Origin of the sequence: Pediococcus sp. AC40 (genome assembly GCF_030252485.1) — a bacterium.
In the GTDB taxonomy this organism is placed as follows: Bacteria; Bacillota; Bacilli; order Lactobacillales; family Lactobacillaceae; genus Pediococcus; species Pediococcus acidilactici.
In genome coordinates, this window is record NZ_CP127012.1 from 1,978,338 (window position 1) to 2,000,935 (window position 22,598).

Here is a 22,598-nt window from a genome sequence, read left to right on the forward strand (position 1 = left end):
TCTCCTCACAAAACCATTATTTTTTCTCGTCAATTAGGACGGTTCCTTCAGCTGGATTTTCGTCAAGCGCCCCAATTATCTTATGTGGTACATATAATTCTTCTAAGTAATTAACATCCTCTGCTGATAAGTCAATCGATAGCGCAGCAGCTGCTTCATCAAGATGTTTCATCTTAGTTGAGCCAATAATTGGTGCAGCCACGCCTTTTTTCCATTGCCAAGCCAAGGCTATTTGACTCATCGAAACACCATACTTTTCAGCTAATTCGGATACTCGGTCAACAATTTCTTGGTCTTCCAAACGGGAATCATCGTATTTTCCACGTGCTACGCGGTCGGTTTGACTACGTAGAGTGTTCGTCTGCCAAGCCTTATGACTTAAATGTCCCGCTGCTAGCGGGCTGTATGGCATTAATGACACTTGCATTTGATTACAAATTGGAATTAATTCACGTTCATCTTCCCGGTAAAGAAGATTGTAGTGGTTCTCCATAGTTTGAAATTGCGCCCAGCCGTGTTCCTTGGCAATTTGTTGCATATTATAAAATTGATAGCCATACATTGCTGAAGCACCAATCGCACGTACTTTACCAGCCTTTACTAAATCATTTAAAGCTTCCATTGTTTCTTCAATTGGTGTTTCATAATCAAATCGATGAATAATATATAAATCTAAATAATCCGTGTTCAAGCGTCGTAAAGAGCCCTCAATTTCTCGGTGAATCGCCGCTTTAGACAACCGTCCCGGATTGAAATAAACTTTAGAAGCTAAAACTACTTGGTCACGAGGAATTTTGTTTTCTTTAAGTGCGCGTCCTAGATATTCTTCACTAGTTCCTTCAGAATAAGAGTTTGCTGTATCAAAGAAATTAACCCCCAAACCAAGGGCGTGGCGGATTACTTTTTCACTTTCTGAATAATCGAGTGTCCAATCGTGCATACTCCCCGGTCTGCCAAAACTCATCGCGCCCACACACATCTTTGAAACTGCTATATCAGTTTGTCCCAACTTTGTATATTGCATATCTTTATTCATTGAACTTATCCCTTCAGTTTGTTAATTGTTAAATCTTGCCAGTTTTCAACGAAGACTTTTCTTTTTTGTTGTTTAGTTAAACTGCTTGTCTGGATTGCTTGTTTAATAACCTGGGTAGGCCCATCCGGTTTGATTCCAAGAGGAGTATCTGTACCAAATAATACATGCCGTTCCCCAAAAAACTCTACAGCCATTTCTAAGGCCTTTGGATTACCCAATAGAGCTGTATCTACATAAAATTTTTTGAAATCTTCATAGTTATTCTTTCCTTGAATGTAATAAATCCGTTGCGCAAAATATGGCGCCATTGCTCCGGCATGGTGGACGATTATTTTTAAATTAGGATATTTCTTAAAGTAACCGTTATTCACTATATTATTCATGGCAATTGTTTGTTCATATTCCCAGCTAAAAGTTAGGTTATTATCTGATTTGCGTTCATCAAAAACGGGATGCAACCAAATTGGCTTTCCTAAGCCTGCCATTTTTTCAAAAATCGGCTCATATTCTGGATCTGTGATGGGCTTTTTCATCGCTCTAGTAAACATTTGCACGCCCACCAACGCTTTATTGTTAGCCACCTGGTGATCAATTATTGATAACGCTGCAGGAATGTTATTCATTGGTAACATCGCTACGGCGCCCACAAAGTGCTTCGGTTGCGCTTCAACCCTTTCTATAAGTTCGGCATTGGCAGATTGACACAGGGAAGCCGCTAAATTGGGGGCAACCCAATCTTCAGGATTCAAGTTAACCATTGAGATAATTTCTTGCTGGTCTTCTGTCATTGTCTTTACTCGCTTTTTAATATCCGTTAATAATGGATTTTGCATCCATTCGTTATTTTTTAAAGCATTCGGCGCAATTTTCAACATCTCAACAAGGTAGTTAGGCGTTAAAACATGCGCATATACATCGACCATCGAAATGCCTCCTTTAATAACTTCGCTAGACACCATCCCTCTGCGATTGTTGACAATTCTACTGCTTAAAGTACACTTTAAGTCAAGGAGGATTTTCCATGAAAATTAATGAAGTTGCTAAAATGTTTAACGTTTCTACTCCCACCCTGCGTTATTACGAAAGCGAGGGACTACTCGGTCCAATTAATCGCGTTAATGGCGTTCGAGAATTTACCAAAAAAGATTTAGAAAGACTAGATTTCATTATTTGCACTAAAAATTGTGGAATGACCATTACTGAAATTAAAAACTTTATTCAACTTTACCAAAGGGGGAACGAAACCATCCCCAGCCGTCTGACCATCTTAAAAAGACAGTTATCCAAGTCCGAAAAGCAATTACACGCACTTCAACAATCTATTGACCATCTAAAAGATAAGATCGTAGACGTCCAAAATTTGTCGGCAGCTGCAGATAAACAAAACCTCAGAAATTAAGTCACAGCTATAATTTCTGAGGTTTTAAATTTATTATGGTTTTTGCCTAGAAGGACCATTTTGCCCAATCCTAGCTAATATCAGTAGATTTAATAGAGCAACCACTACCGTAATGGATATTATTTCGGTAGCATTTTTTAACTGCAATGTGGCTCCCCAACCTAGCAAGGTAAAGCCTATTATCCAGCATACCCGTTTACTTCCAATCTTAAAGCTTACTCCGTTGTAAATACCGCCTAGTAGAATTCCAACGTAAAACAGTAACAACCCCGTATACAGGCATCCAACACTAAAAGTCAAGTTAGCATTAGCGCTTTGAATAAACTTAATTGCCACCGTAATCAAACTTAACCCAAATAAAATGAAGTAATGTAGGTAAATTAATCGATTTCCCGTTTCCCTGCCTTGCTTTTCTTCGATTAAATCGCTAAATTCTGTAGCATATGCCATGAAAAGCAGTGCCACTAGCACAAATAATAAGAGTGAATAAGGCGAAACCGTCCGTTGGGTGAAATATTCTGCTATTCCTACAATCATTTCTCCGAACATAATAATAATTAAAGCCGTGACCCGTTCAAGTAAGTGCGAAAAAATAATTGGTCGGCGTACGGTTAATTTACCAGTAAAGCTTGGTGCAATCCAACTAATCATGATTCCCAGTAACGCGGCCAGTAGTCCTAGTTGGTTTTGAACAGTAGCCCCGATGGTTAACGCTAAGGTCCTCGTAGCTAAGATTCCGCTGAAGGCTAAGGTAATTTGTTTATCTACATTCTGAGTCGTTTTTAAATACACAATTACGTATTGCATGGTTTGGGTCAAAGACAACAACGCAGCTGCGCCAAAAAAAGGTGTCAGTTGGTGATTAAACGTACTTGAAAAAGAGTTTGACATATACAAAACCACGGCCATATTAATAAAAATAAATAATTTATTTGACCAAGAATCGTTGCCATAACGGTTGATAAAGACAGTTTGAATCATCCAAGAATTGATAAATAAAATTACCACTAAAGCAAAAATAGAAAAAGTGCTTAATCCAATTACCCCATTATGTAAATGATGAATTAGACCTGTGGCTTGCGATATCATGTATACAAAAACCAAGTCATAAAAGAGCTCAATTAATGATACTTTTTTAGTAACTAAATCATTCATCGTTCTTTAAGATTGTCCTTTCGTCTTTTGTTAGCATTTACCATTATATCCTAAATATTTAGTGCGCTTAACTTCCCATAATAAATGGGCATGTTCTAATCGGATAATGAAGACGATGAGCCTCCTTAAGGGTATTTTTATTAATTACTATGTAGATATCAAAAACGATCAAATACTTCATAAAAATAGTTAGCTAAATTTTAGTATTTTTCTTTGAAATAAAAATTTTTAAAGCATATAATAACTCCACTTCATGAAAGAGCGGATACGCTGTTTCAGCTTAGAATTTACACAATTAACAACAATGAAAACGCAGATATTTATTTAAATAAGCATTGGAAGAGACACCTGGTGAGCCTTCCTAAATACGGCATCACTGTTCACAATGTGTACAAAGAAGTCGGCACCGATGGTGAATGTCGAATTTTCGCCTTGGTTTCTTCTGACGGGGATCTCAGCGCATAAAATAAAGAATATATGGACAGCAAGGACTTCGTCGAGGATATGGCAGGCTTCGACACGCCCGCAATTAAGAGCGTTCAGGAGATTAACTTAGATAAGAAGTATTAAAAAATAAACTTTTAAAACCTTCTATTTAGCATTTATGCATGAGGGTTATCAAGGAAACCATTTCGTTTGACAACGAATTGGTTTTTTTAATAATTAATAGGACTATAAAAAACCACTATATAAACAGAAACACTCATTCCTGCGCTTAATAGTGGTTTTTAAATTATTTAATTTGTCCGGTTAACACGAAAATACATAGTATAACTACATCAAGTTAATTAACATACCTGCTACTACTTGTGAAAAGGTGTCTTTTATAAAGTCTGGTGCTAATTCTTTAACGGATTGTAGGATCTTCCTTAATTTACTTGTATTTTCAGTATTGGCAGCTTCTTCCATTTGAGAAAGCATTTTAAATTCAATACTATCTTCTGTGTATTCAGCTTTTGCTTGCTTTATTTCTTCGTTTAATTGTTTGAAGTCAATGTTTATATGGTTTGAATTATCATTAATTGACATTCCGCCACCCATATTACCATTATTAATTTGTTGATTTTCAATATTCACGATATATTTCTCTGACTTTCCATTTATACTTTGCTGTATAGTTTCTACAACTTTTTTCATAAAGTCTTTGTCTTGTACTAAAATTCTGTATGTATAGTTGTTATTCATTACTATAGATATATAAGAGCTGCTATTTAACTTCTCACGGTATTTCATATAAATCATTATGCCGAGAGCAATTAAGACTACAATTCCTAATAATGGCATTAATGCCAACAATGCAAGTCCTAAGATTCCCATTAAAATATATAATCCGATTGGATACGTAACTAATATTTTTCCAGTATAAAAATATGCAATATTTTGAATGTGTAGATTAAAATCTGCAATCTGCAATATATTTTTATCTATGCTGAATTGACCTACTTTCAATTTACTATCATTATTATCTAAATTTAACATGTCCATTTAAAAACTCTCATTTCTTATTTTTCTATCATTTAATAATTTCTAAACATTCATAGTTCCAATAATAATTTTCTAAGTGAATAACCGTTAACATATCATCTAAAAATTTCGCCCCTCATTTAATTTTTTAAAAGCCTTAAACCACTGGTTAGTACAATATTTTTAGATCCTAACTAGCATTTTAGTTAAAATACAAAACCTGATTTTTTACTTCACTCCAATCATTAACTTTGAATAATCGTTATAGTTTACTAATTCCCTTTTACATTGTACAGTTTATGGTACAAAAAATTCAACAATCAATTGTAAACTGCGCCTTATCTGGCCGTTAATTAAGACAAAAATAATTGTCAACTATTTTCTAGGCATTTAACTTTATATAAAAAAGGGCTATATCTTCAATTAAAGTACGAAGATAAAGCCCTTTTTTCGTCCCCCAAACGGCAACCAGCCCCACTTCTTGGAAACTCGAGGGACCATAGTTTTTTGCCTATACTAAATAGTCGATTCTAACTTGTGTCTTAAACGTCGTGGGAACTTCCTCGTAAGTAATTAATCGTACAATTAGCCACGTAAGAGCGCCGATGTGAAACCATCACTTATTTATCCTTTAGTAGTATGTTGTCCCGCTTTAAACTTAAGCCACTCTCCATTACCAAACGGGTCGTCCGAAATGAATGTATCTACGGACATTTGCTTTCCTTGCGGCAACTCCCCATCGTCTATTTTTGTGGTCAAAAACGGATTTAATCGATCATTCGTAGTATTTTGGGTCGCTCGCCCGTAACCCAGTACTACTAATAGCGTTACCGAAACACCTATAATTAACGAAACCATTATCAAAGCCCGGCGATATTTTTCCTTTAATCTTACGTCCTCCTTTATTTCCAGATTAATAAAAAAAGCGCCAAATGTAACGCGATTATCGTGTTACATCCGCCGCTTCTAACCCTAATTACTATTTTTCCTTGCTTAAATCCTGATTAATATCAATGACAATTTTTCCCCGTGCATGCCCTTTTCTAGAATAATCTAAAGCCGCTTGAATCTGGTTAAAGGTAAAAGTTGAGTCAATAATGGGTTTCAATTTGTTTTCTTCAACTAACTGGGTGATTTGGGCTAACATTTTGCCATCCGGGCGCATAAACCAAAAGCTGTAATCTGCCTTCGCCTGGCGCGCTAGTTTAGTTATTTTGGTAAACGTTTTTCACCCACGATTTCCGCAAACTTATGCATGTCTAAGTGCTTTTGATCGTCCACAATTAATAAATAGTACGCGGATTTCCGTCGGTTAGTTAAAAACATTGATTTCGTGCGAACTCCCGAAATCCCCTTAATATCACTATCCGCTTCTGCGGTGGTCGTTGCCGGCGGATGATTGACAATTTCAAACGGAATGTTGAGTTCGGTTAACTTGGCTTGGACTGGCTGACTTGTTTTCATTGATAGACCTCTTATTTTAACCTAAAACTAAATAGCTTCTTAAACTTTGCCCCTTCTAGCTAGCTGCGTGTACTTCTTTACAAACTCGGTCTTGGCGGCCGTATAGCCATCACGATCGTATTCATAAGGCTTCCAAAGCGCCAGTTTTAATTCTTCATACTGGTGGGCAATTTCGGGATGATTATTTAGGTAATCCCGAAAATATATTTCATCATTATCTCCAGGCACCCGCAAATGAAGGTGAAAAACTCGCTCGGCAAAACCTTGGGGCAGGTATCCCTTATTAAAATCACTCCGGTTTTCCCGTTGCGCCATGCAAATGTAGTCGTTTTGTTCCAAAATTTCTTTAATCGTTGCATGATTGGCGTGAGGAGCTTCCACTAAAATATCGACAATGGGTTTGGCCCAAATATTAGCAATTGCCGTACTTCCTACGTGGCTAATTGCCGCGTTGGCCGGGAGCAGGTGCTTTAAACGCCGTTCTTCTTCTGCGTACCAAGTTTGCCATTTTGGTCGAGGAGCAACCAGCTGGATTGGAAAAAGTTGCCACAGTTCTTCTAACGACAAATCGGATAGTGAATTACTCATCGCCATCACCCTCTTGTACTTGCATGTAATGCGTCAACTGCTTGGGCATGTGCCGCGGTCCCCGCACCGTGGTGACCCCGTACTGTTTTAAAACGGGGAGCGCAAATTGGGTTTTGTCATATTTCCTTATCAAATGAATCCGCATCGCCTTATTCATTTTAATATTGGCATCCCGGTAATTTTGCGGAATGTTAACTTCCACAGCCAGACACTTGTACCTAATCGCCGAAATCGGCGACGTGACGTAAAGGTACACCAGGTCGTTCACCTTAATATTACTGGTCTGTTTCCAAATAATGGTGCTATTTTCACGAAACGCCTTATCCACATCAAAATATTTAGGGTTTGCAGGGACAATCCACTTTTGACCTACGTGCGCATGATCATCAAACGTGAAACATTGGTCAGCAATTGATTTTAAAAGTGCTACATAGGTTTCACGAACCTTACCCGCAAATTCTCCAGCCACGTATTTTGCTCGGAAATTGGTGTATTCATCGCCAAATGCTAAATCAAAAATGTGCCCCGTAACTTGTCCAGTGGGGGCTATGCTAATTTTCACCGAAAAATCACCGTTAATAATTTTCTTAGTAAAAACTAGTTGACCGTCTTTTTCTTGAAAACCATACTTTAGCAACCGTTGCTTAACCGGTTTCAAGTTTCCTAAAATCTCATCTTCGATTTCCAAAGATTTTTCCTCCATACATTTTTGCTGTTCTTCAAGTCCAATTTAACACAAACCGCTCGAAATAATAGAGCTCACCTAAATAATTAGGTATGGTTACTTACTTAACCAAAAATTTGCCAAGCACCACTCCCCTGATTGACACTTCCTTAGGCTTCTCCAGCCATCTATTTTCTTCAAAATGCTTTTCTAGATCAAAGAAATCGTCGTTACTTTATTAAAACTTTCATCACTAATTCTTTCGGGATATTTATAGCTACTAATCGTTACAAGCATAAAAATCGCTATTAAAACTCGTACCCCTTATAATTAAGAAAACTCCAGCATTATCATATTTCTTTAAGATTGGTAAAAATAGTGCAATAATTAATTGTTGGTGTTTTTTGAACTTCAATTGTACTTAATAATTAAGTTAAATTAAGGAGAAGCTTATGCCATTATTTGCGTGTTTTCTGGATTTTTTAGCTCTCGGAACTTACTTCATCCAGTTAAATCATCCTAGTAACCCAATTTACGTAGTGGGAACCGTCATTCAAATAATTATTACGATTGGCTTATTATTAATTGCAATCGGCTATCGGGGTCCCCGCTTTACCGCTTGGCGACCGGCAGGCTATAGTTACCTAACGATTCGCTATGGCATTATTATCATGTCGCTGGTGATCAATGGATTAGTTTTATTTCTATACGGATTAAATTTATCTGGAATTAATTCCGTTATTTTCACCGACTTTTAAACAACGATGTCCAACGAACTGAAGACTTAAAAAGCTGGTATTAATTTTAAATTTACTTAGAGAGGAAACATTTTATGGTAACTGCATACAAGAAATTCTGGAATAATTTATTTGATTTTTCTGGTACTGCAAAACGTGCCGAATATTGGTGGCCAGTAATTATTAACTACATCATCGGCGGTTTAGCAGTTAGTATCATCACAAAATTAATGGGGCATCCCATCGATGATATTTATAACTGGCGGGATCTAAGCACTAACGTAGTGGTACAAATCGTTACCTTGATTGTTTGGGTGGGAACCTTATCACTTAAGTTCCGTCGTTTACACGACACGGATCGTTCGGGTTGGTGGGTCTTAATTGACCTCATTCCGCTAATTGGAACGATCTGGTTCTTTATCTTGATGATTTTGCCATCTAAGCCTAACCGTTGGGATGGGCAACGCGCATAATTGAACTTCAATATTCTATTTTTAAAACGAGACCTAGGGAATTTTTCCCTAGGTCTCGTTTTAGTTTATTGGATATGGCTTAATCTACAAAAGTGATTTGGGCTACCCGTACTACTAGGTGCGTGCCGTACCGGAAACTGTCAGCAAGTATTTTTAGCTCATCTGAACTTTGTTGGAAATCCACGGATTGCCCATTATCCAACCAAACAATTCGCTTAATTTTTCGTTGGGGCATCTGCCCTTGAAAGATAATTTCCTGTGCCAGTTCGCCACCCAGCACCACGTTATGGTTCCCTATGTTCTGCAGGCCAGTAACAAACAAATAGTCACCTTTAATGAAGTTTTTATCGTTATTCTCAGCGATATACGTTGGATGAGTTTCGTTAGCGGTGGCTGTGATTGCCGTTCCGTTAACTCGCATCCATTTGCCGACCAATTCAAGAAGCGCCTGACTTGGTAAATCAATTGAACCGTCGAATTGAGGCCCGATATTAATTAGTAAGTTGGCTCCTACTTTACGAGATTGACAAATTTGTTCAATTAATTGGCGAGCAGCCACGTAATCTAAATCATTTTCTGCGTTGCCCCAATGGCGGTTAAGCGTCATCGAAGTTTCCGCAGCAAAGTACCGGCCGTGCTGCTCATGTTTGATATTTTGTGGATTACCACGCTCAAAAGTTAGGACATCCACGGCCTCGCCTTGATTAACCCCCTGCTGTTCTAGGCCCGTGTTATTGGTGATCATTGCCTGAGGTTGAAGTTGGCGAATCTCGCTGTATAACTGGTCCGTCTGCCAATCCGCATTCGGTTTGTCCCAATTACCGTCAAACCAAAAACCACCAATTTCTCCGTAATTCGTTGCCAAAAGTCGAATTAGCTGCCGTAACTCTGCAAGGTATCCCGGAAAGTCCGCAGTATATTTAGAATTATGCCAATCATAGGTGGCAAAGTACAAAAACGGAGCGATTCCTTGTCGGTGGCATTCATCAACAAAGATCTTAATGACATCTGCTTTAAAAGGCGTGTGCATGCTGTCAAATTCAGAAATCCCCTTAGTATCAAACAGACAAAAACCGTCGTGATGCTTGGCCGTTAACACGATGTACTTAAAACCATTTTGTTTTGCCAGGGTAACCCACTGTCGAATTTTCTTAGGATCGGGATTGAAATGTGTAAAGGCTTGCGAGTAATTTGGAACCTCTAAAATATTTTGCGCCCATTCACCTTCCGCAAAGTGCGCGTAGAGACCCCAGTGAATAAATAACCCTAAACCCATCTTTTCAAAATTTAAAATCTTGTCTTCTACCATCATTAAATTTACCTCAATAAAAATTCCCGTTCCAGCTGTCTTGATAGATTAACCGGCTTAAAAATGTCCTTATAGTTTAGTTAATCGTTGAAAGCGAGAACGGGAACGTATTTTTATTAGCTTATTGAATAACTGCGTTAAATTCATTTTTAAACTGATTCTGAAGTTCAATTGAACCTCAAATCCAACCTAAAACAACCTCAATTGCAGTTATCTTAAAGCTGTTGCTTTATTTCTTGGAGTTCCTTATTAGTAGTAATCAGTTCACTAAGTAAGTCCAGGAAGATTTCTGCTGACATCATCTGGTCTTCCGCGTGGATATATAGCGGATTAACCGCGTCTCCTTGCCCCGATTGTGCAAAGTCGGATAACACCTTCAAATGCGCTTTTTGAGCAACCTTCAACTCGTCTCGAGCATCTTTTAGCATCGTTTCAATTGCCGAATAGTCTGGATGTTCCGCTCGCGAATCGGTCACCGCTTCCATCAGTAAGCCCTTCGCCTGGCCCGAGTGACTAATTATTTCAAAACAAATTTCTTCTAAACCTTCCAAATCAAATCGCGCGTTTTATAATTAAGTTAGCCACGCAGCCAAAATGGTAAAAAAAAAAAACACCAAGACGAAAAATTCAGGTATCATTGAAGTTCCTACAACAAACAATGAAAGAAGTTTTCGTCTTGATGCAAGAACAGTCTATCACACCACGCCCAAAAGGTCACCATTTATCGGAAATCGAACGCGGTCAAATCGCCGCTTGGCACATTGAAGGATGCTCAGCACGGCAAATAGCGATTCGATTAGGCGTCTGCCACCAGACCGTCAATAATGAGCTCAAGCGTGGTCGAGTCACGCAAGTTAAACGCGTTAATAATCAGAAACACTACTTTGAAATTTACAGCCCTGAAGCCGCTCAGAATCGCTATGAAATAAAGCGGCAAAACTGTGGACGTCCATTAAAATTTAGCCAAGTGACGGCCTTCTTAGCCTACTTTGATGATAAGTTCTGCCATGAGGGCTGGTCTCCGGACGCTGCTGTTGGTTATGCCCGTAAGCACCGGTTATTTAAGCCGGCCAAAATGGTCTGTACGAAGACTTTGTACAACTATATCGATGCGCAACTATTGGAGATCCGTAACCTTGATCTGCTGGAAAAAACAAAACGCCGGACGACCCAGCACCACTCGCACCAACATCAGCGCCTACTCGGTCGTAGTATTGAAGAACGGCCAAAGCGAGTAGAAACGCGCCACGAGTTTGGTCATTTTGAGATCGATACTGTCATTGGCAAACGTGCTGGTAGCGAGAGTGTCCTATTAACGTTTACCGAACGTAAAATGCGCTATGAGATTGTCCGCTTGATCGAGGGTAAAGACGCTGAATCTGTGGCTTATGCCATGCAAAATATTACGGCTGAATTCGGTGACGTTATGCGGACAGTTACGGCGGATAACGGAACAGAGTTCACCACGCTAACGGCTGCGCTTGAGGGTGTTGCCGAGACTTATTATGCCCACCCTTATAGCTCGGCCGAACGCGCCACTAATGAGGTCCACAATCGTATACTCAGACGTTACTTTCCTAAGGGGCAATCACTCGATCTAGCTACACCCAGTCTGGCCCGTCAAGCTGAATCTCGGCTCAACCATCTCCCGCGCCGCTTACTTAAGTTCTGTACACCAGCTGAAGTATTTCGAAAGGAATTAGCACGTGCGCGCAAAGGCCGCGCCGCCTAATCCTGATCCACCTGGAACTCCCATGAGCCCTTTCGTCTGTGTGCTTTATCGGCACTGGCTAACTTACTATTGCAATTTGCGTTCCAAATCAAATTCCCCGTTTCCATTTAAAACTTGTCCGCATCGATAAACTTAAACTTGTCCCAAGGCTGGATGAAGTCAATCAACGCTTGATTATTCGGTACGATTGTAGCAACCACATTTTTAAGCTCATCAGCATTTTCCATCGGTTGCTTAACAATGTTCACCTCTGCCTTATACTGTCCAAAATCATCATTACCAATCGTTACCATTCCTCGGGTCAGTTGATGCTTCGCGTTGTTAACCGGAATATTGACCTGACGATACTTCAACTTAACAAAGGTCGACCGAATTGCGTAGCTGTTAATATCTCCGCGGTTGAAATGTAAATTATTCAAAATAATTTGTTTTTCTAACTCCGTAGTCCCTGGAGTAAATTGAATCAAGAACTCGGGCAACTGTTGATTTAGCTTTGCCACTTGGGCAAGTTCTTCATCACTAGCACAAGCATTGCCAATAATTACATCATCAATTAATTTAGTACTGATTAAATATTGCACTTGTTCGACAATTGGCCGCCCCCGATGAATTTCTAGAGTTGGCAGCCCCGCATTGTAGGGATGGGGACCTTGCGTGGCAACGTTGGATGAAACAAATGCTGCCGTTCGTAAGCCCATTTCTTTATACTTCTGGGTTGTTTGCAAAAAGTATTCGGTATCTAATCCGGTATAACGTTGCGGGTAAAAGTTATGGCACCCAATAATTTTTGATTTTAGTGGTCGGTAAGTCAAAATGTTCGCGACGTTGCCAGTATCGTTACTAATATTCACTTCAATCGTAAGGTCATGCTCATCATAGGTCATCAATGATTCCGGCATCCCGTCAAAACTCATGTCTAATCGTAAAATATCGGCTCCTAGGTCTTTAAAAAAGGACAAATCATCGTAGCTAACGTTCAATTTTTGAAACAAACTTGGATTTACGTCTAAGCTCACCCACATCTTTCGTTGCTTAGCGTGATGAATCACCGTTTTAAAACGAGCAATGGTTTCCTCTGGATCGCCTTCCAATTCAATTAAGCTCGTAAATAGACGCTGGTAACCTAAATCAGCCGCTTTATCAATGTACGTGACGCATTCTGCTGTACTTTGTTTACTTGGGTAAACTGATATGCCAAACATCACCTAGTCATCTACTTTCTCTAATTTAAGTTGGTTTTTATCGTATGCCTTAAAGAATGGCCAATAAATCACCATCGAAATCAAAATATTCACTATACATAAGACGATTGCTCGCCAGTCAAATCCGGTCGCCATCCACGCTCCGATCGGGCCTGGTAACGTCCACGGTGCCACTGCGGTCGTGTACGCGACCATGTGCAATTTCATTGCTAAATAGGTAACCGCCGCCATTGCCGTTGGTGCAAGTACGAACGGTACCGCAAAATAAGGGTTCATAATGATAGGAATCCCAAAAATCAACGGTTCGTTGATGTTAAAAATGGCCGGAATGATGGTGACCGCCCCCATCGTTTTACTAAACTTGGCCTTACTGAAAAATGCCAGTAGAATCGCTAAGGAAAGGGTGGCTCCGGCTCCACCAACCCAAACAAACCATTGGAAAAATTGTTCCGTCATAAAGTGAACTGGTGCGCCGCCGTGCGCGATTGCATCAGTGTTGGCATTGAGGTTAGCGTACCAATATGGATACAGAATTGGGGTGGCAATAACCATTCCGTGCACCCCGAAGAGCCAAATAATGGTAATCAAGAATACCGGGATTACCGCAGAAAGGAAGGTGTCGTGACCAAAGTAGCCGATCGGCGAGAAAATCCAGGTCAAAATTCCATTAACGTCCAGCTTCAAAATTTCTTTTAGAACGAACGACACCACGATAATTACTACCCCAGGCATTAATGCGCTAAACGATTTCCCCACCGCACTTGGTACGCCCTCTGGCATTTTGATAATTAAATTCTTTTTATAGAAGAACCGCACTACTTCTACTGAAAAAATGGCACACAGGATTGCGGTAAACAGTCCTTGAGCTCCCATATTTGCCAATGGAAGGTAAGTTCCTGGCTCCATTCCGGCTGTCTTAGCACTTAAAACGTTTGGAACAATTGCTAAAATAAAAAATGACATTTCAGCTAAGACGGATGTAGAAACTGGGTCTAAATCATAAAATTTACATAAACTAGAAGTAATCGAGAATACACAATAGACCGCCATCAAACTGATGGAATAGTACATTGGAATTGACAACATGGATGCATAGGGCTGAATAAATGCTTTCCAAGCATCGATTGGTAAATTCAATAAAATTGTAAAGAACGAACCAATAATTGAAACGGGAATAATTACAGCCATCCCATCCCGGATTGCGGTTAAGTAGCGGTTGTTGGCCACCGCTCCCATTTTCTCGGAAATTGTATCAAAGTTCATGGTTAGCCTCCTTATTAACTAGTTGAAACAGTTCCTTTGCCTTTGCAGGAGTGTACATCGTCATTGGAATCAGCACTAATTTAGCACCCTTTTCTTCAGCTAATCCGGCGATGTATTTTTTCCTAAACGAAACTTGGGGCGCAAGGAGGACAATTTGATAATCCTTTTCTTGTAAGTCGTCTTCGACACGGTCAATACTAGACTCGTTAACTTCCCAAGTAACTCCGTTGTTTTGAGCTTCCTTGCTCAAAGCTTCCGCCAAAATTGACGAACTCATCCCACCACCACACGCTAATAAAATGTTCATGATAAATTCCTCCTTTAAATTTGAAACGTTTCATTTTTAGGGAAAAATAAAATCCAATGCTGTACATCACCACCTTCTTTTGAATCGTTTCATTTTCACCGAAATAATAACACGCCCCTCTAAATAACGCAAGCGCTTTCAAAAACATTTTGCAAACTTAATTGCCTACTTTTATTTGCCAATCCGTCCTTAAAGCCACTAGCGCTGCCTAAGTACGTAGGCTATTTTTACAATAAATAGTTTCATAATTGCCTTCCTTACCTTTCACCAAACGTTCGATCAATAGTCGTCCCGCCGTCTTTCCAATCGTGGCGACCGGTTGTTCAATCGAGCTAATTGATGGGTAAAAAATATCGTTAACAAAAAAGTGGTCAAACACTAGCATTTCAACGTGTCTTTTTGAAAAATTTTGTCTTAAGGCCTTTAACGCACCTAATGACATGTAATAATTGATCACGAAAAGCGCCTCAATTTCCGGGTGCTTAGTAAGTAAGCGGGTTGCCCCCTCCACTCCTGATTGAATGGTATAGTTTCCTTGCCAAATATACTGCTGATTAATGGGCAAGTCGTGTTCTCTTAGAGCATCTTCATATCCGCCCTGACGTTCTCGGGAAATGTAATTCCGAGGTTGCCCCGAGATAATGCCAATTTTTTGGTAACCGCGGTTAATTAAATCCACCACGCCTTCCCGCGATGACTCATAATTATTAACTAAAACCACGTCGGATTGAATCCCATGAATCGGTGCGTCAATTGCTACAATCGGTACGGCTTGCTCCACCACTTTTTCCAACATGGGAGAACTTTCGTCTTGGTGAAAAACTACAATTGCGTCAATCGAGCGGTTTAACAGGAACTCGATCTTTTCTTCAAAACGTTGTTTATCTTCTCGGCAATCACAGATAATAATGCTATAGCCATAATTTTCCACGTAATTTTCGATTTCGGATACAATCGACATTGAAAAAAAGTCGGTTAAACTATTCACTACAATCCCGATTGACATACTTTTGTTCTTCTTTAACCCACTTGCAATAATATTTTGATGATAATCGAGTTCATCCATGGCTTTTTTGATTCGACTAGCAGTCTTGGGCTTTAATCTTTTACCATTCAAATAATTTGAAACTGAACCCAATGAGACTCCTGCCCGTAACGCCACATCTTTAACCGTCGCCATTTCAATCCTCCTAAATCATCTCGTACTGTGATGTTTTTAAGTTGATTGTATCAAACTACCACCCGCTTTGAGATAGATTTGTTGAATTGTCTTTTAGAACTTTGTTAGTTTTCAACAGCTTCGCTTCAATTTACTAATCACCAACCCGCATAAAATTTCACCCGCTAAATTTTTATAACTAACATTTTATTTAATAATTTCTGTTATGATGAAGGAGTTAAATCAGAATTAGAGGTCAAAGATATGGGGTATATGTATTTATCATTTGCCATCGTTGGTGAATTAATTGGAGATAATTTATTAAAGGCGTCGGCCGGTTTTACGCGTCCCGTTTACGGCATTTCTGCGTTGCTTTCGTATGGAATTTGCTTTTACTTTTTCTCGCTTTCGCTAAAAACGATTAACCTAAACATTGCGTATGCAGTGTGGGCAGGTATTGGCATTTTGCTAACTGCCGTGATTGCCTTCCTTTTTTGGAAGGAACCGATCAATCTAGGCAATATTTTAGGTATCTTCTTCATCATTGTGGGGGTCGTCATTCTTAGTTTCTACGGTGAAAATTAAGATTAAATAGGACGACTCGCTTAATTTACTAGCTTCAAAGGGCGACAAGTTCTGCTTAATCCAAAGAGAGTGGGACCAAAGTCGGGTAGTTTGCGAGCATTAACTGAAAATCGACCATGATGCCTGAATTTGGCATGATGGTCGATTTTTGGTTAAGTGGAACCAACTGACTTTTGGCACACGTTTTGGTTTTATTGAAGGTAAAACACCAAAACGACTTTTTAAGAATCTTTTCATCCATGAAAAGCATTTCTTTAGCCTCTTTTTTGATTTGCCACTCTAATCCTTACTAAATTGGTAAAATTCGTCCGCTACTTAAATTATGGCTGACCATGTTAAACTAGAAATGGTAATTAACGAAGGAAATTATCCAAAGTTAAAATTATTGTCGGCCGATTAAAGCAAAGTGCCGGCACCATCTAAAAATAGGGAGTGTACTACATATGCTTAAGGAGTTTAAAGAATTTGTTTCACGTGGAAACGTCCTTGATTTAGCCGTTGGGGTTATCATTGGGGGTGCTTTTACTTCAATCGTTAAGGCGTTGGTCAACTATTTAATTAACCCATTAATTGGCCTTTTCGTCGGAGGAATTGATTTTTCAGACTGGTCATTCAAGGTGGCTGGCGCTACCTTTAAATTTGGGAGCTTCATCAACGCCGTCATTAACTTTTTAATTATCGCCTTCGTGGTCTTTATTATCGTAAAAACCGTTAATAAGTTTGTACCTAAGAAAGCTGAAGAGGAAGAAAACACTGATGAAGTTGATAATAGTGAAATTTATTTAAAAGAAATCCGTGATGCGTTGGTCAAGGACCCCGACTTACTTGAACAAGTTCGTGAGCAGTCTAGCTCCAGTGAAAAGTAATCCATTACTAACTTAATTTAACCTTCATAACGAGACTCTGGAAATTACCGGGTCTCGTTTTATATTACCGTCAATTCAGGAATGCTGAACTTAAATTTAAGTTCATTTAACTAACTGAAAGCGACCTTAAAAGAGGTCGAAAAATGAAGAACCTCAATCGGGTTTTTGGGATATACCAAAAACCAAACTTTTTCCTCCACGTAAAAGAGCTTAAATTTATTTTTTAACAAATAAGCGATATTACTTGAATGTAAGCGCATTCTTTTGCACAATAGAACCATAACGAAAAAGGAGCTGATTTTTTTATGGCATACCAATCTGTAAATCCATATACTGGAAAATTAATTCAAACATATCCAAGCACCACTGATCAAGAGGTCGAAGTTGCTTTAAAAAATGCCGATGAATTTTACCAACTTGCCAAAACTCAACCTATCGAAAAACGAGCTGAGAAACTACAATTAATTGCGGACACCTTCCGGGAAAATCTCGATGACTACGCCCGTTTAATCACTACCAACATGGGAATGCTTTTCACCGAAGCACAAGCAGAGGTTAAAAAAACTATTGAGTTTGCGGAATACTACGCCCAAAACGCCGCTAAACTATTGGAAGATACCCCGTACAACGACGTTCCGGGCGTTCGCGCTCACGTTAAATACCAATCCATTGGGGCAATTTTATTAGTTGAGCCTTGGAACTTCCCGTACACCCAAATCATGCGCGTATTTGCTCCTAATTTCATGGTGGGAAACCCCGTTTTATTGAAGGATCCTAGCATAATTCCGGACTGTTCCGATGCCTTTGCCACGGTTACCCAAAAAGCCGGTATCCCTACCGGAGCTTTCAAAAACTTATTGATCAACTATGACCAAGTCAACACCATCATTGCTGATCCACGTGTTCAAGGGGTCGCTTTAACTGGTTCGGAAGGCGCCGGAAAGAAGATTGCGGCCGAAGCTGGCGCGAACCTAAAGAAATCAACCATGGAGCTAGGCGGAACCGACGTGTTCATCGTTACGGAAGATGCCGATCTTGACCAGGCAATTAAAGTTGGCGCGAAAGCCCGGCTGACCAACGCTGGACAAGTTTGCACTTCCGCTAAACGATTCATTATTAATTCAAAAGTTTACGACCAGTTCTTAGACGGACTAATCGCGGAGTTTGCTAAACGAAAAATTGGTGATCCCCAAGATCCGAAAACAACTCTTGCGCCACTTTCTTCCAAGTCTGCCCAAGAAAAACTACAAAAACAAGTTGATATGGCCATCGCCGGCGGTGCTGAATTGCTTTGGGGCGACAATACGCCGTTTGAAGGGCCTGGCGCTAGTTTCCACCCGTTGATTCTTAGTGGCATGCAACCCGACAATCCGATGTATGATCAAGAGCTCTTTGGTCCAGTTGCACAAGTTTATAAAGTCGACAGTGACGAAGAAGCAATTGAGCTCGCAAACGCCTCACAACATGGACTAGGCGGTACCGTCTTTGCTGGCGATTTAGACCGTGCTGAAAAGCTCGCTTCCCAAATCGAAACTGGTCAAGTCGCCATTAACCAAATGCTAACTTCACACGCAAGCCTTCCGTTTGGGGGCGTAAAACTTTCAGGCTACGGACGGGAATTAAGTGACCTGGGAATTCGCGAATTTGTTAACGCTAAGACGATTATTGATGGATAAAAATCGTTAAATCGTTTATTATTAAAATGTAAGCGGATTCATCAGTTCGTTTAAAATTGTCGGAGTTAGTGAGGAATGACGTATGTTAAAAGAATTAGTTATTAATGCTGGTAGTTCAACTTTGAAATGGAAATTATTCTCCATGCCTGATGAGCAAATCTTAGCGAGCGGATTGGTTGATCGAATTGATTTGCCTGCCTCCGTTTTTACTGCTCAACAACCCGGGCAAGAAAAGTACCGCATTACCCAAGATAATATTACCTACGATTTAGCAGCTACCATGGTGCTTTCGTACCTAAAAGATCAAGGGGTCGTGGAACATCTTCACGAAATTAGCGGAATTGGTCATCGTGTTGTCGCTGGGGGTGAGTATTTTAAAGATTCTGTCTTAGTAGACAATGAAGTTTTGGCTCAGATTAAGGAACTCTCCCAGTACGCCCCGCTGCACAACCCCATTGAGGCGCGCTATATTGAGATTTTCATGCAGCTATTGCCTAAAGCGCGACAAGTAGCCGTTTTCGACACTTCATTGTACGCAGAAATGCCAAAAGTAAACTACCTTTACCCCATTCCTTACGAGTATTACACCGAGTACGGTGTGCGGAAATATGGTGCGCACGGAACTAGCCACCGTTACGTTGCCCAACGTGCTGCCGAAATGCTCGGTCGGCCGTTAGAAGACCTAAAATTAATCACCTGCCATTTGGGATCCGGTTCGTCAATCACCGCCTTCGACCATGGTCAGGTTATCGATACTTCGATGGGCTTCACTCCGCTAGGCGGGGTAATGATGGCGACTCGAGCAGGCGATTTGGATGCTTCCCTCGTGGCTTTCCTAGCTGAGAAATTAGAAATTAGCGTAGAAGAAGTTGTTGACATCCTCAACCAAAAATCAGGTTTATTAGGCATCTCCCAGCTTTCTCCCGACCAACGGGATCTGGAAGAAGCTGCACCTACCAACCCCCAAGCGCAACTAGCTTTAGATATGTTCATTAATCGAGTTGTCCGTTTTATCGGAAGCTACGTTGCAGAACTTGGCGGTTTAGACGCAATTGTCTTCACCGCAGGCTGCGGAGAGAATGCGATTGAAGTACGCCAAAAAATTGCTGACCAACTTAGTTACTTTGGTTTGGCAGTCGACGCCTCCCGCAATGACGTCCGAGGCAAAGAACGGAAAATCAGCCCTGACAATGCCGCGGTAGACGTGTTAGTCGTTCCTACTAACGAAGAATTAATGATTGTACGAGACGTTCAACGTTTGGCAAATTAATCTCCCTAAAGTGTGCCGGCAGAACTGCTGGATTGGTTTTTGTTACTTCATTTATTAAAATTTAAGCCTAAAGAATCGGAAAAACTAAAAAAATTCTTTTCCCCGAAGAAACTTTTTTGAAAAAATAATTTTGGCTTTAATAGCGTCAAGACGTGCGCCAAAAGTTAGTTTATTCCGTTCGTCCCAAAATCGATTATTATGCTAAATATGGGCATAATAATCGATTTTTTAGTTTACACACAAACTGCCCGATTTTTATCCTCCCTCTTTTTCTTCTATCCAGTTCAAACTTTCTTGATATTCGCCATTGACTTTCAACAGGATTAACCTCATAATGTGGCTAAAGTAATATTATATGTCATATAGTATAAGGAGGAGTAATGTGGCAATTCAAATTCCCACCGCCTTACTTGATGGATGCGTACTCGGCATTTTAAATCATGATGATTATTACGGGTATGCTTTAACCCAGAAAGTCCAAGAGCACATCCCCGTTTCCGAATCCACCATGTATCCCGTTTTAAGGCGCCTGAAAAAGGCCAACCTACTTACCACCTACGACGAACCCTATCAAGGACGGAATCGTCGCTATTATCAAATCACCGCTGAAGGTCAAGCGCAGTTAACTGAAGTTCAGCACGAGTGGCTCACTTTTAAAAACCAAATCGACCAATTACTTGGAGGAGTTGAATCAGATGCATGAATACATCGATGAACTAAAGTCCCATTTAACCGAACTAACTGCAGAAGAACAGTTAGATGTAATTAATTTTTATACTGAATACCTTGCAGACGCCGGAATTGAAACGTATGCCGCAGCCGTTGATAAGCTTGGCACGCCGGTCCAGTTGGCTAGGAAAGTGCTTGCTGATTATTCGATCAAGGCTAGCCAAACCATGGACGACACTGGCGCGCGAACCCAATCTAAGCAACCGCAACGTGACGTGCGCACCATTTGGCTAATCATTTTAGCAATCCTCTCCTTTGCTACGCCAGTGGGTCTGATCATCCCCGCCATCCTCATCACCATTTGCGTGGTTCCGTCCAGCATTATTTTTTCGATAGTGGTCACTATTGCTGCCTTCTTTTTAGGGTTACTGCTGATGGGCGTAATTTTAATTGGGGCGGGCGGTTACATAATCTTCACTTCATTTTGGGCGGGAGTCTTAGTTCTCGGAATTGGCTTTACTGCTTTGGGGTTGTTTTTATTACTTCTCCCAATCTTCCACTGGCTTACGGTGAACGGTATCCACCTCGTTTCCCAATTATTCCAGAAATTATACAACTTCCTCAACGAAAAAAATCATTTCGGAAAGAGGGTATAAACCCATGAAAAAAACTTTTATCGTTGGATTTGCACTAACCATTCTTGGAATCATCTTTATCACCATTGCTTCGCTTAATAACGCTTTTTATGATGTTCCTCAAATAAACGAACAAATTCATTTTGTTAGTCCGCATTCAACCACTAAATCTTATCGTCAGGTTCGTTCCATTGAACTTAAAACCCCAAATGACGTTAAGGTTGAAGCTTATGATGGCAAGTCAGTAAAGGTGTCCGCACCGACTTCCCTAAATCAAATCCATTACCAATCTGACTCCCAGCGATTAACCATTGGGACAGCGGGATTGAACCATTTACTAACTTCACTTCTCAACCGTTATGACCACTCTGACCCCATTTTAATTAAAATTCCGCGACAAACCACCCTTCGTTCGGTAAAGGGCAGCTCCACCGGCGAACTTAATTTTTCCGCTTTAAACGTCGATCAACTTCGATTACGGGGAACTAATGAAGTTCATTTAAACAACGTGAAGGTCAATGGGCTCTTAAGCATTAGTGGTGAAGCTGACCTGAATTTAAATAACGTCACGGCTGACAACTTGAATATTAACAATGATGGCGAAGTAGACATCCAAAACTCCGACTTTCAAAAGCAGCCCGCTTCAATTGCTAACGCCGACGATATTTCAATCACCAATACCAAACTTAATCGTGCCAATTTAACTTCATCCGATGGTGATATTAACTTAAATGAACTTCAGATCACTCACGACCTGGCTGTCCGCACGAGCGACGGTGACATTCATGCCGTTTTAAATTCAGCTAAAAACCTTGCCGCCTCCGCCACAGCTAACGACGGAAAAACTACGATCTTTGGTCACTCCCGACGCCACTTTACCGACGGCAATCTAGCAACCAATTATTCATTTAGCACTAACGACGGCGATATCCATATTGAATAATT

25 protein-coding genes and 1 pseudogene are annotated in these 22,598 nt (G+C 40.2%); 11 read left to right on the plus strand and 15 right to left on the minus strand.

Annotation, left to right across the window (positions count from 1 at the left end):
* Nucleotides 1-16: 16 nt before the first annotated feature.
* Nucleotides 17-1,024 carry an aldo/keto reductase gene (locus NL111_RS09735; RefSeq protein WP_285110592.1) on the minus strand — a complete coding sequence of 336 codons (1,008 nt, stop codon included), beginning with the start codon at nucleotides 1,022-1,024 and terminating at the stop codon, nucleotides 17-19.
* 17 nt (nucleotides 1,025-1,041) lie between these two features.
* The gene (locus NL111_RS09740) at nucleotides 1,042-1,959 is read right to left on the minus strand and encodes an amidohydrolase family protein (protein WP_285110242.1); all 918 of its coding nucleotides are present in this window, start codon (nucleotides 1,957-1,959) and stop codon (nucleotides 1,042-1,044) included.
* Between the two features lie 98 nt (nucleotides 1,960-2,057).
* Between NL111_RS09740 and NL111_RS09745 the strand changes: the two genes are divergently transcribed.
* The gene (locus NL111_RS09745) at nucleotides 2,058-2,435 is read left to right on the plus strand and encodes a MerR family transcriptional regulator (RefSeq protein ID WP_285110243.1); all 378 of its coding nucleotides are present in this window, start codon (nucleotides 2,058-2,060) and stop codon (nucleotides 2,433-2,435) included.
* 33 nt (nucleotides 2,436-2,468) lie between these two features.
* On the opposite strand, the gene NL111_RS09750 is transcribed toward NL111_RS09745, so the two are convergent.
* The 7 genes and pseudogenes from NL111_RS09750 to NL111_RS09780 all read right to left on the minus strand — a co-directional run bounded on the left by NL111_RS09750 (nucleotide 2,469) and on the right by NL111_RS09780 (nucleotide 7,794).
* Nucleotides 2,469-3,590, minus strand: a complete 1,122-nt coding sequence (locus tag NL111_RS09750; protein WP_285110244.1) for a low temperature requirement protein A — start codon at nucleotides 3,588-3,590, stop codon at nucleotides 2,469-2,471.
* 774 nt (nucleotides 3,591-4,364) lie between these two features.
* On the minus strand, nucleotides 4,365-5,069 hold the full coding sequence (locus NL111_RS09755; RefSeq protein ID WP_159216964.1) for a hypothetical protein: 705 nt from the start codon (nucleotides 5,067-5,069) through the stop codon (nucleotides 4,365-4,367).
* A 609-nt stretch (nucleotides 5,070-5,678) separates the two neighbouring features.
* A complete protein-coding gene (locus NL111_RS09760; protein WP_128736757.1) occupies nucleotides 5,679-5,912 on the minus strand; it encodes a hypothetical protein in 234 nt (77 codons plus the stop codon).
* Nucleotides 5,913-6,033: 121 nt separating this feature from the next.
* Nucleotides 6,034-6,267 (minus strand): zinc-binding dehydrogenase, encoded by a 234-nt coding sequence (locus NL111_RS09765; RefSeq protein ID WP_081219226.1) that lies wholly within the window; start codon nucleotides 6,265-6,267, stop codon nucleotides 6,034-6,036.
* Nucleotides 6,268-6,272: 5 nt separating this feature from the next.
* Nucleotides 6,273-6,518, minus strand: a pseudogene (locus tag NL111_RS09770) (prolyl-tRNA synthetase associated domain-containing protein); the annotation flags it as partial.
* 39 nt (nucleotides 6,519-6,557) lie between these two features.
* A complete protein-coding gene (locus NL111_RS09775) occupies nucleotides 6,558-7,106 on the minus strand; it encodes a GrpB family protein (RefSeq protein ID WP_036671350.1) in 549 nt (182 codons plus the stop codon).
* The gene (locus tag NL111_RS09780; protein ID WP_229785782.1) at nucleotides 7,099-7,794 is read right to left on the minus strand and encodes an MmcQ protein; all 696 of its coding nucleotides are present in this window, start codon (nucleotides 7,792-7,794) and stop codon (nucleotides 7,099-7,101) included. Before NL111_RS09780 ends, NL111_RS09775 begins: the two co-directional genes overlap by 8 nt.
* 428 nt (nucleotides 7,795-8,222) lie before the next feature.
* Here NL111_RS09780 and NL111_RS09785 point away from each other — a divergent pair, with 428 nt between their 5' ends.
* Nucleotides 8,223-8,528, plus strand: a complete 306-nt coding sequence (locus NL111_RS09785) for a hypothetical protein (RefSeq protein ID WP_002829385.1) — start codon at nucleotides 8,223-8,225, stop codon at nucleotides 8,526-8,528.
* 74 nt (nucleotides 8,529-8,602) lie between these two features.
* On the plus strand, nucleotides 8,603-8,980 hold the full coding sequence (locus NL111_RS09790; RefSeq protein WP_002829384.1) for a DUF805 domain-containing protein: 378 nt from the start codon (nucleotides 8,603-8,605) through the stop codon (nucleotides 8,978-8,980).
* A 79-nt stretch (nucleotides 8,981-9,059) separates the two neighbouring features.
* Here the strand turns inward: NL111_RS09790 and NL111_RS09795 are convergent, their stop codons facing one another.
* Together NL111_RS09795 and NL111_RS09800 are read right to left on the minus strand one after the other, a co-directional pair.
* Nucleotides 9,060-10,292 carry an alpha-L-fucosidase gene (locus NL111_RS09795; protein ID WP_285110246.1) on the minus strand — a complete coding sequence of 411 codons (1,233 nt, stop codon included), beginning with the start codon at nucleotides 10,290-10,292 and terminating at the stop codon, nucleotides 9,060-9,062.
* Between the two features lie 212 nt (nucleotides 10,293-10,504).
* Entirely contained in the window at nucleotides 10,505-10,840 is a 336-nt protein-coding gene (locus NL111_RS09800; RefSeq protein ID WP_002829381.1) for a PTS sugar transporter subunit IIA, read from the minus strand.
* Between the two features lie 107 nt (nucleotides 10,841-10,947).
* Between NL111_RS09800 and NL111_RS09805 the strand changes: the two genes are divergently transcribed.
* Complete coding sequence (locus NL111_RS09805) at nucleotides 10,948-12,021, plus strand: IS30 family transposase (RefSeq protein ID WP_285110247.1); 1,074 nt, start codon at nucleotides 10,948-10,950, stop codon at nucleotides 12,019-12,021.
* 107 nt (nucleotides 12,022-12,128) lie between these two features.
* Here NL111_RS09805 and NL111_RS09810 read toward each other — a convergent pair whose 3' ends face one another.
* The 4 genes from NL111_RS09810 to NL111_RS09825 form a co-directional block, all read right to left on the minus strand.
* Nucleotides 12,129-13,223 (minus strand): DUF871 domain-containing protein, encoded by a 1,095-nt coding sequence (locus NL111_RS09810; RefSeq protein ID WP_036671351.1) that lies wholly within the window; start codon nucleotides 13,221-13,223, stop codon nucleotides 12,129-12,131.
* A gap of 3 nt (nucleotides 13,224-13,226) precedes the next feature.
* Nucleotides 13,227-14,486 carry a PTS sugar transporter subunit IIC gene (locus tag NL111_RS09815; RefSeq protein ID WP_002829379.1) on the minus strand — a complete coding sequence of 420 codons (1,260 nt, stop codon included), beginning with the start codon at nucleotides 14,484-14,486 and terminating at the stop codon, nucleotides 13,227-13,229.
* Entirely contained in the window at nucleotides 14,476-14,793 is a 318-nt protein-coding gene (locus NL111_RS09820) for a PTS sugar transporter subunit IIB (protein ID WP_285110248.1), read from the minus strand. The genes NL111_RS09815 and NL111_RS09820 overlap by 11 nt, the downstream gene beginning before the upstream one ends.
* Nucleotides 14,794-15,001: 208 nt before the next feature.
* Nucleotides 15,002-15,973: a LacI family DNA-binding transcriptional regulator gene (locus tag NL111_RS09825; protein ID WP_002829376.1), complete on the minus strand. Its 972-nt coding sequence runs from the start codon at nucleotides 15,971-15,973 to the stop codon at nucleotides 15,002-15,004.
* Nucleotides 15,974-16,216: 243 nt separating this feature from the next.
* Between NL111_RS09825 and NL111_RS09830 the strand changes: the two genes are divergently transcribed.
* From NL111_RS09830 to NL111_RS09860, 7 genes are all read left to right on the plus strand, one after another.
* Complete coding sequence (locus NL111_RS09830; RefSeq protein ID WP_002829375.1) at nucleotides 16,217-16,537, plus strand: DMT family transporter; 321 nt, start codon at nucleotides 16,217-16,219, stop codon at nucleotides 16,535-16,537.
* 443 nt (nucleotides 16,538-16,980) lie between these two features.
* A complete protein-coding gene (mscL, locus tag NL111_RS09835) occupies nucleotides 16,981-17,403 on the plus strand; it encodes a large-conductance mechanosensitive channel protein MscL (RefSeq protein WP_002832633.1) in 423 nt (140 codons plus the stop codon).
* 305 nt (nucleotides 17,404-17,708) lie between these two features.
* Nucleotides 17,709-19,079 carry an NAD-dependent succinate-semialdehyde dehydrogenase gene (locus NL111_RS09840; RefSeq protein WP_002832634.1) on the plus strand — a complete coding sequence of 457 codons (1,371 nt, stop codon included), beginning with the start codon at nucleotides 17,709-17,711 and terminating at the stop codon, nucleotides 19,077-19,079.
* Nucleotides 19,080-19,161: 82 nt separating this feature from the next.
* A complete protein-coding gene (locus tag NL111_RS09845; RefSeq protein WP_065124016.1) occupies nucleotides 19,162-20,349 on the plus strand; it encodes an acetate/propionate family kinase in 1,188 nt (395 codons plus the stop codon).
* A gap of 382 nt (nucleotides 20,350-20,731) precedes the next feature.
* Nucleotides 20,732-21,052: a PadR family transcriptional regulator gene (locus tag NL111_RS09850; RefSeq protein ID WP_128736749.1), complete on the plus strand. Its 321-nt coding sequence runs from the start codon at nucleotides 20,732-20,734 to the stop codon at nucleotides 21,050-21,052.
* Nucleotides 21,045-21,674 carry a DUF1700 domain-containing protein gene (locus NL111_RS09855; RefSeq protein ID WP_058120903.1) on the plus strand — a complete coding sequence of 210 codons (630 nt, stop codon included), beginning with the start codon at nucleotides 21,045-21,047 and terminating at the stop codon, nucleotides 21,672-21,674. The genes NL111_RS09850 and NL111_RS09855 overlap by 8 nt, the downstream gene beginning before the upstream one ends.
* 4 nt (nucleotides 21,675-21,678) lie before the next feature.
* Nucleotides 21,679-22,596: a DUF4097 family beta strand repeat-containing protein gene (locus NL111_RS09860; protein WP_285110250.1), complete on the plus strand. Its 918-nt coding sequence runs from the start codon at nucleotides 21,679-21,681 to the stop codon at nucleotides 22,594-22,596.
* Nucleotides 22,597-22,598 lie beyond the last annotated feature (2 nt).

What these genes read in the sequence shown, in the direction of transcription:
- NL111_RS09735 (WP_285110592.1), bottom strand. Translation starts at nt 1,024, where the DNA reads ATGCAATATACAAAGTTGGGACAAACTGATATAGCAGTTTCAAAGATG.
- NL111_RS09740 (WP_285110242.1), bottom strand. Translation starts at nt 1,959, where the DNA reads ATGGTCGATGTATATGCGCATGTTTTAACGCCTAACTACCTTGTTGAG.
- NL111_RS09745 (WP_285110243.1), top strand. Translation starts at nt 2,058, where the DNA reads ATGAAAATTAATGAAGTTGCTAAAATGTTTAACGTTTCTACTCCCACC.
- NL111_RS09750 (WP_285110244.1), bottom strand. Translation starts at nt 3,590, where the DNA reads ATGAATGATTTAGTTACTAAAAAAGTATCATTAATTGAGCTCTTTTAT.
- NL111_RS09755 (WP_159216964.1), bottom strand. Translation starts at nt 5,069, where the DNA reads ATGTTAAATTTAGATAATAATGATAGTAAATTGAAAGTAGGTCAATTC.
- NL111_RS09760 (WP_128736757.1), bottom strand. Translation starts at nt 5,912, where the DNA reads ATGGTTTCGTTAATTATAGGTGTTTCGGTAACGCTATTAGTAGTACTG.
- NL111_RS09775 (WP_036671350.1), bottom strand. Translation starts at nt 7,106, where the DNA reads ATGAGTAATTCACTATCCGATTTGTCGTTAGAAGAACTGTGGCAACTT.
- NL111_RS09785 (WP_002829385.1), top strand. Translation starts at nt 8,223, where the DNA reads ATGCCATTATTTGCGTGTTTTCTGGATTTTTTAGCTCTCGGAACTTAC.
- NL111_RS09790 (WP_002829384.1), top strand. Translation starts at nt 8,603, where the DNA reads ATGGTAACTGCATACAAGAAATTCTGGAATAATTTATTTGATTTTTCT.
- NL111_RS09795 (WP_285110246.1), bottom strand. Translation starts at nt 10,292, where the DNA reads ATGATGGTAGAAGACAAGATTTTAAATTTTGAAAAGATGGGTTTAGGG.
- NL111_RS09805 (WP_285110247.1), top strand. Translation starts at nt 10,948, where the DNA reads ATGAAAGAAGTTTTCGTCTTGATGCAAGAACAGTCTATCACACCACGC.
- NL111_RS09810 (WP_036671351.1), bottom strand. Translation starts at nt 13,223, where the DNA reads ATGTTTGGCATATCAGTTTACCCAAGTAAACAAAGTACAGCAGAATGC.
- NL111_RS09815 (WP_002829379.1), bottom strand. Translation starts at nt 14,486, where the DNA reads ATGAACTTTGATACAATTTCCGAGAAAATGGGAGCGGTGGCCAACAAC.
- NL111_RS09820 (WP_285110248.1), bottom strand. Translation starts at nt 14,793, where the DNA reads ATGAACATTTTATTAGCGTGTGGTGGTGGGATGAGTTCGTCAATTTTG.
- NL111_RS09825 (WP_002829376.1), bottom strand. Translation starts at nt 15,973, where the DNA reads ATGGCGACGGTTAAAGATGTGGCGTTACGGGCAGGAGTCTCATTGGGT.
- NL111_RS09830 (WP_002829375.1), top strand. Translation starts at nt 16,217, where the DNA reads ATGGGGTATATGTATTTATCATTTGCCATCGTTGGTGAATTAATTGGA.
- mscL (WP_002832633.1), top strand. Translation starts at nt 16,981, where the DNA reads ATGCTTAAGGAGTTTAAAGAATTTGTTTCACGTGGAAACGTCCTTGAT.
- NL111_RS09840 (WP_002832634.1), top strand. Translation starts at nt 17,709, where the DNA reads ATGGCATACCAATCTGTAAATCCATATACTGGAAAATTAATTCAAACA.
- NL111_RS09845 (WP_065124016.1), top strand. Translation starts at nt 19,162, where the DNA reads ATGTTAAAAGAATTAGTTATTAATGCTGGTAGTTCAACTTTGAAATGG.
- NL111_RS09855 (WP_058120903.1), top strand. Translation starts at nt 21,045, where the DNA reads ATGCATGAATACATCGATGAACTAAAGTCCCATTTAACCGAACTAACT.
- NL111_RS09860 (WP_285110250.1), top strand. Translation starts at nt 21,679, where the DNA reads ATGAAAAAAACTTTTATCGTTGGATTTGCACTAACCATTCTTGGAATC.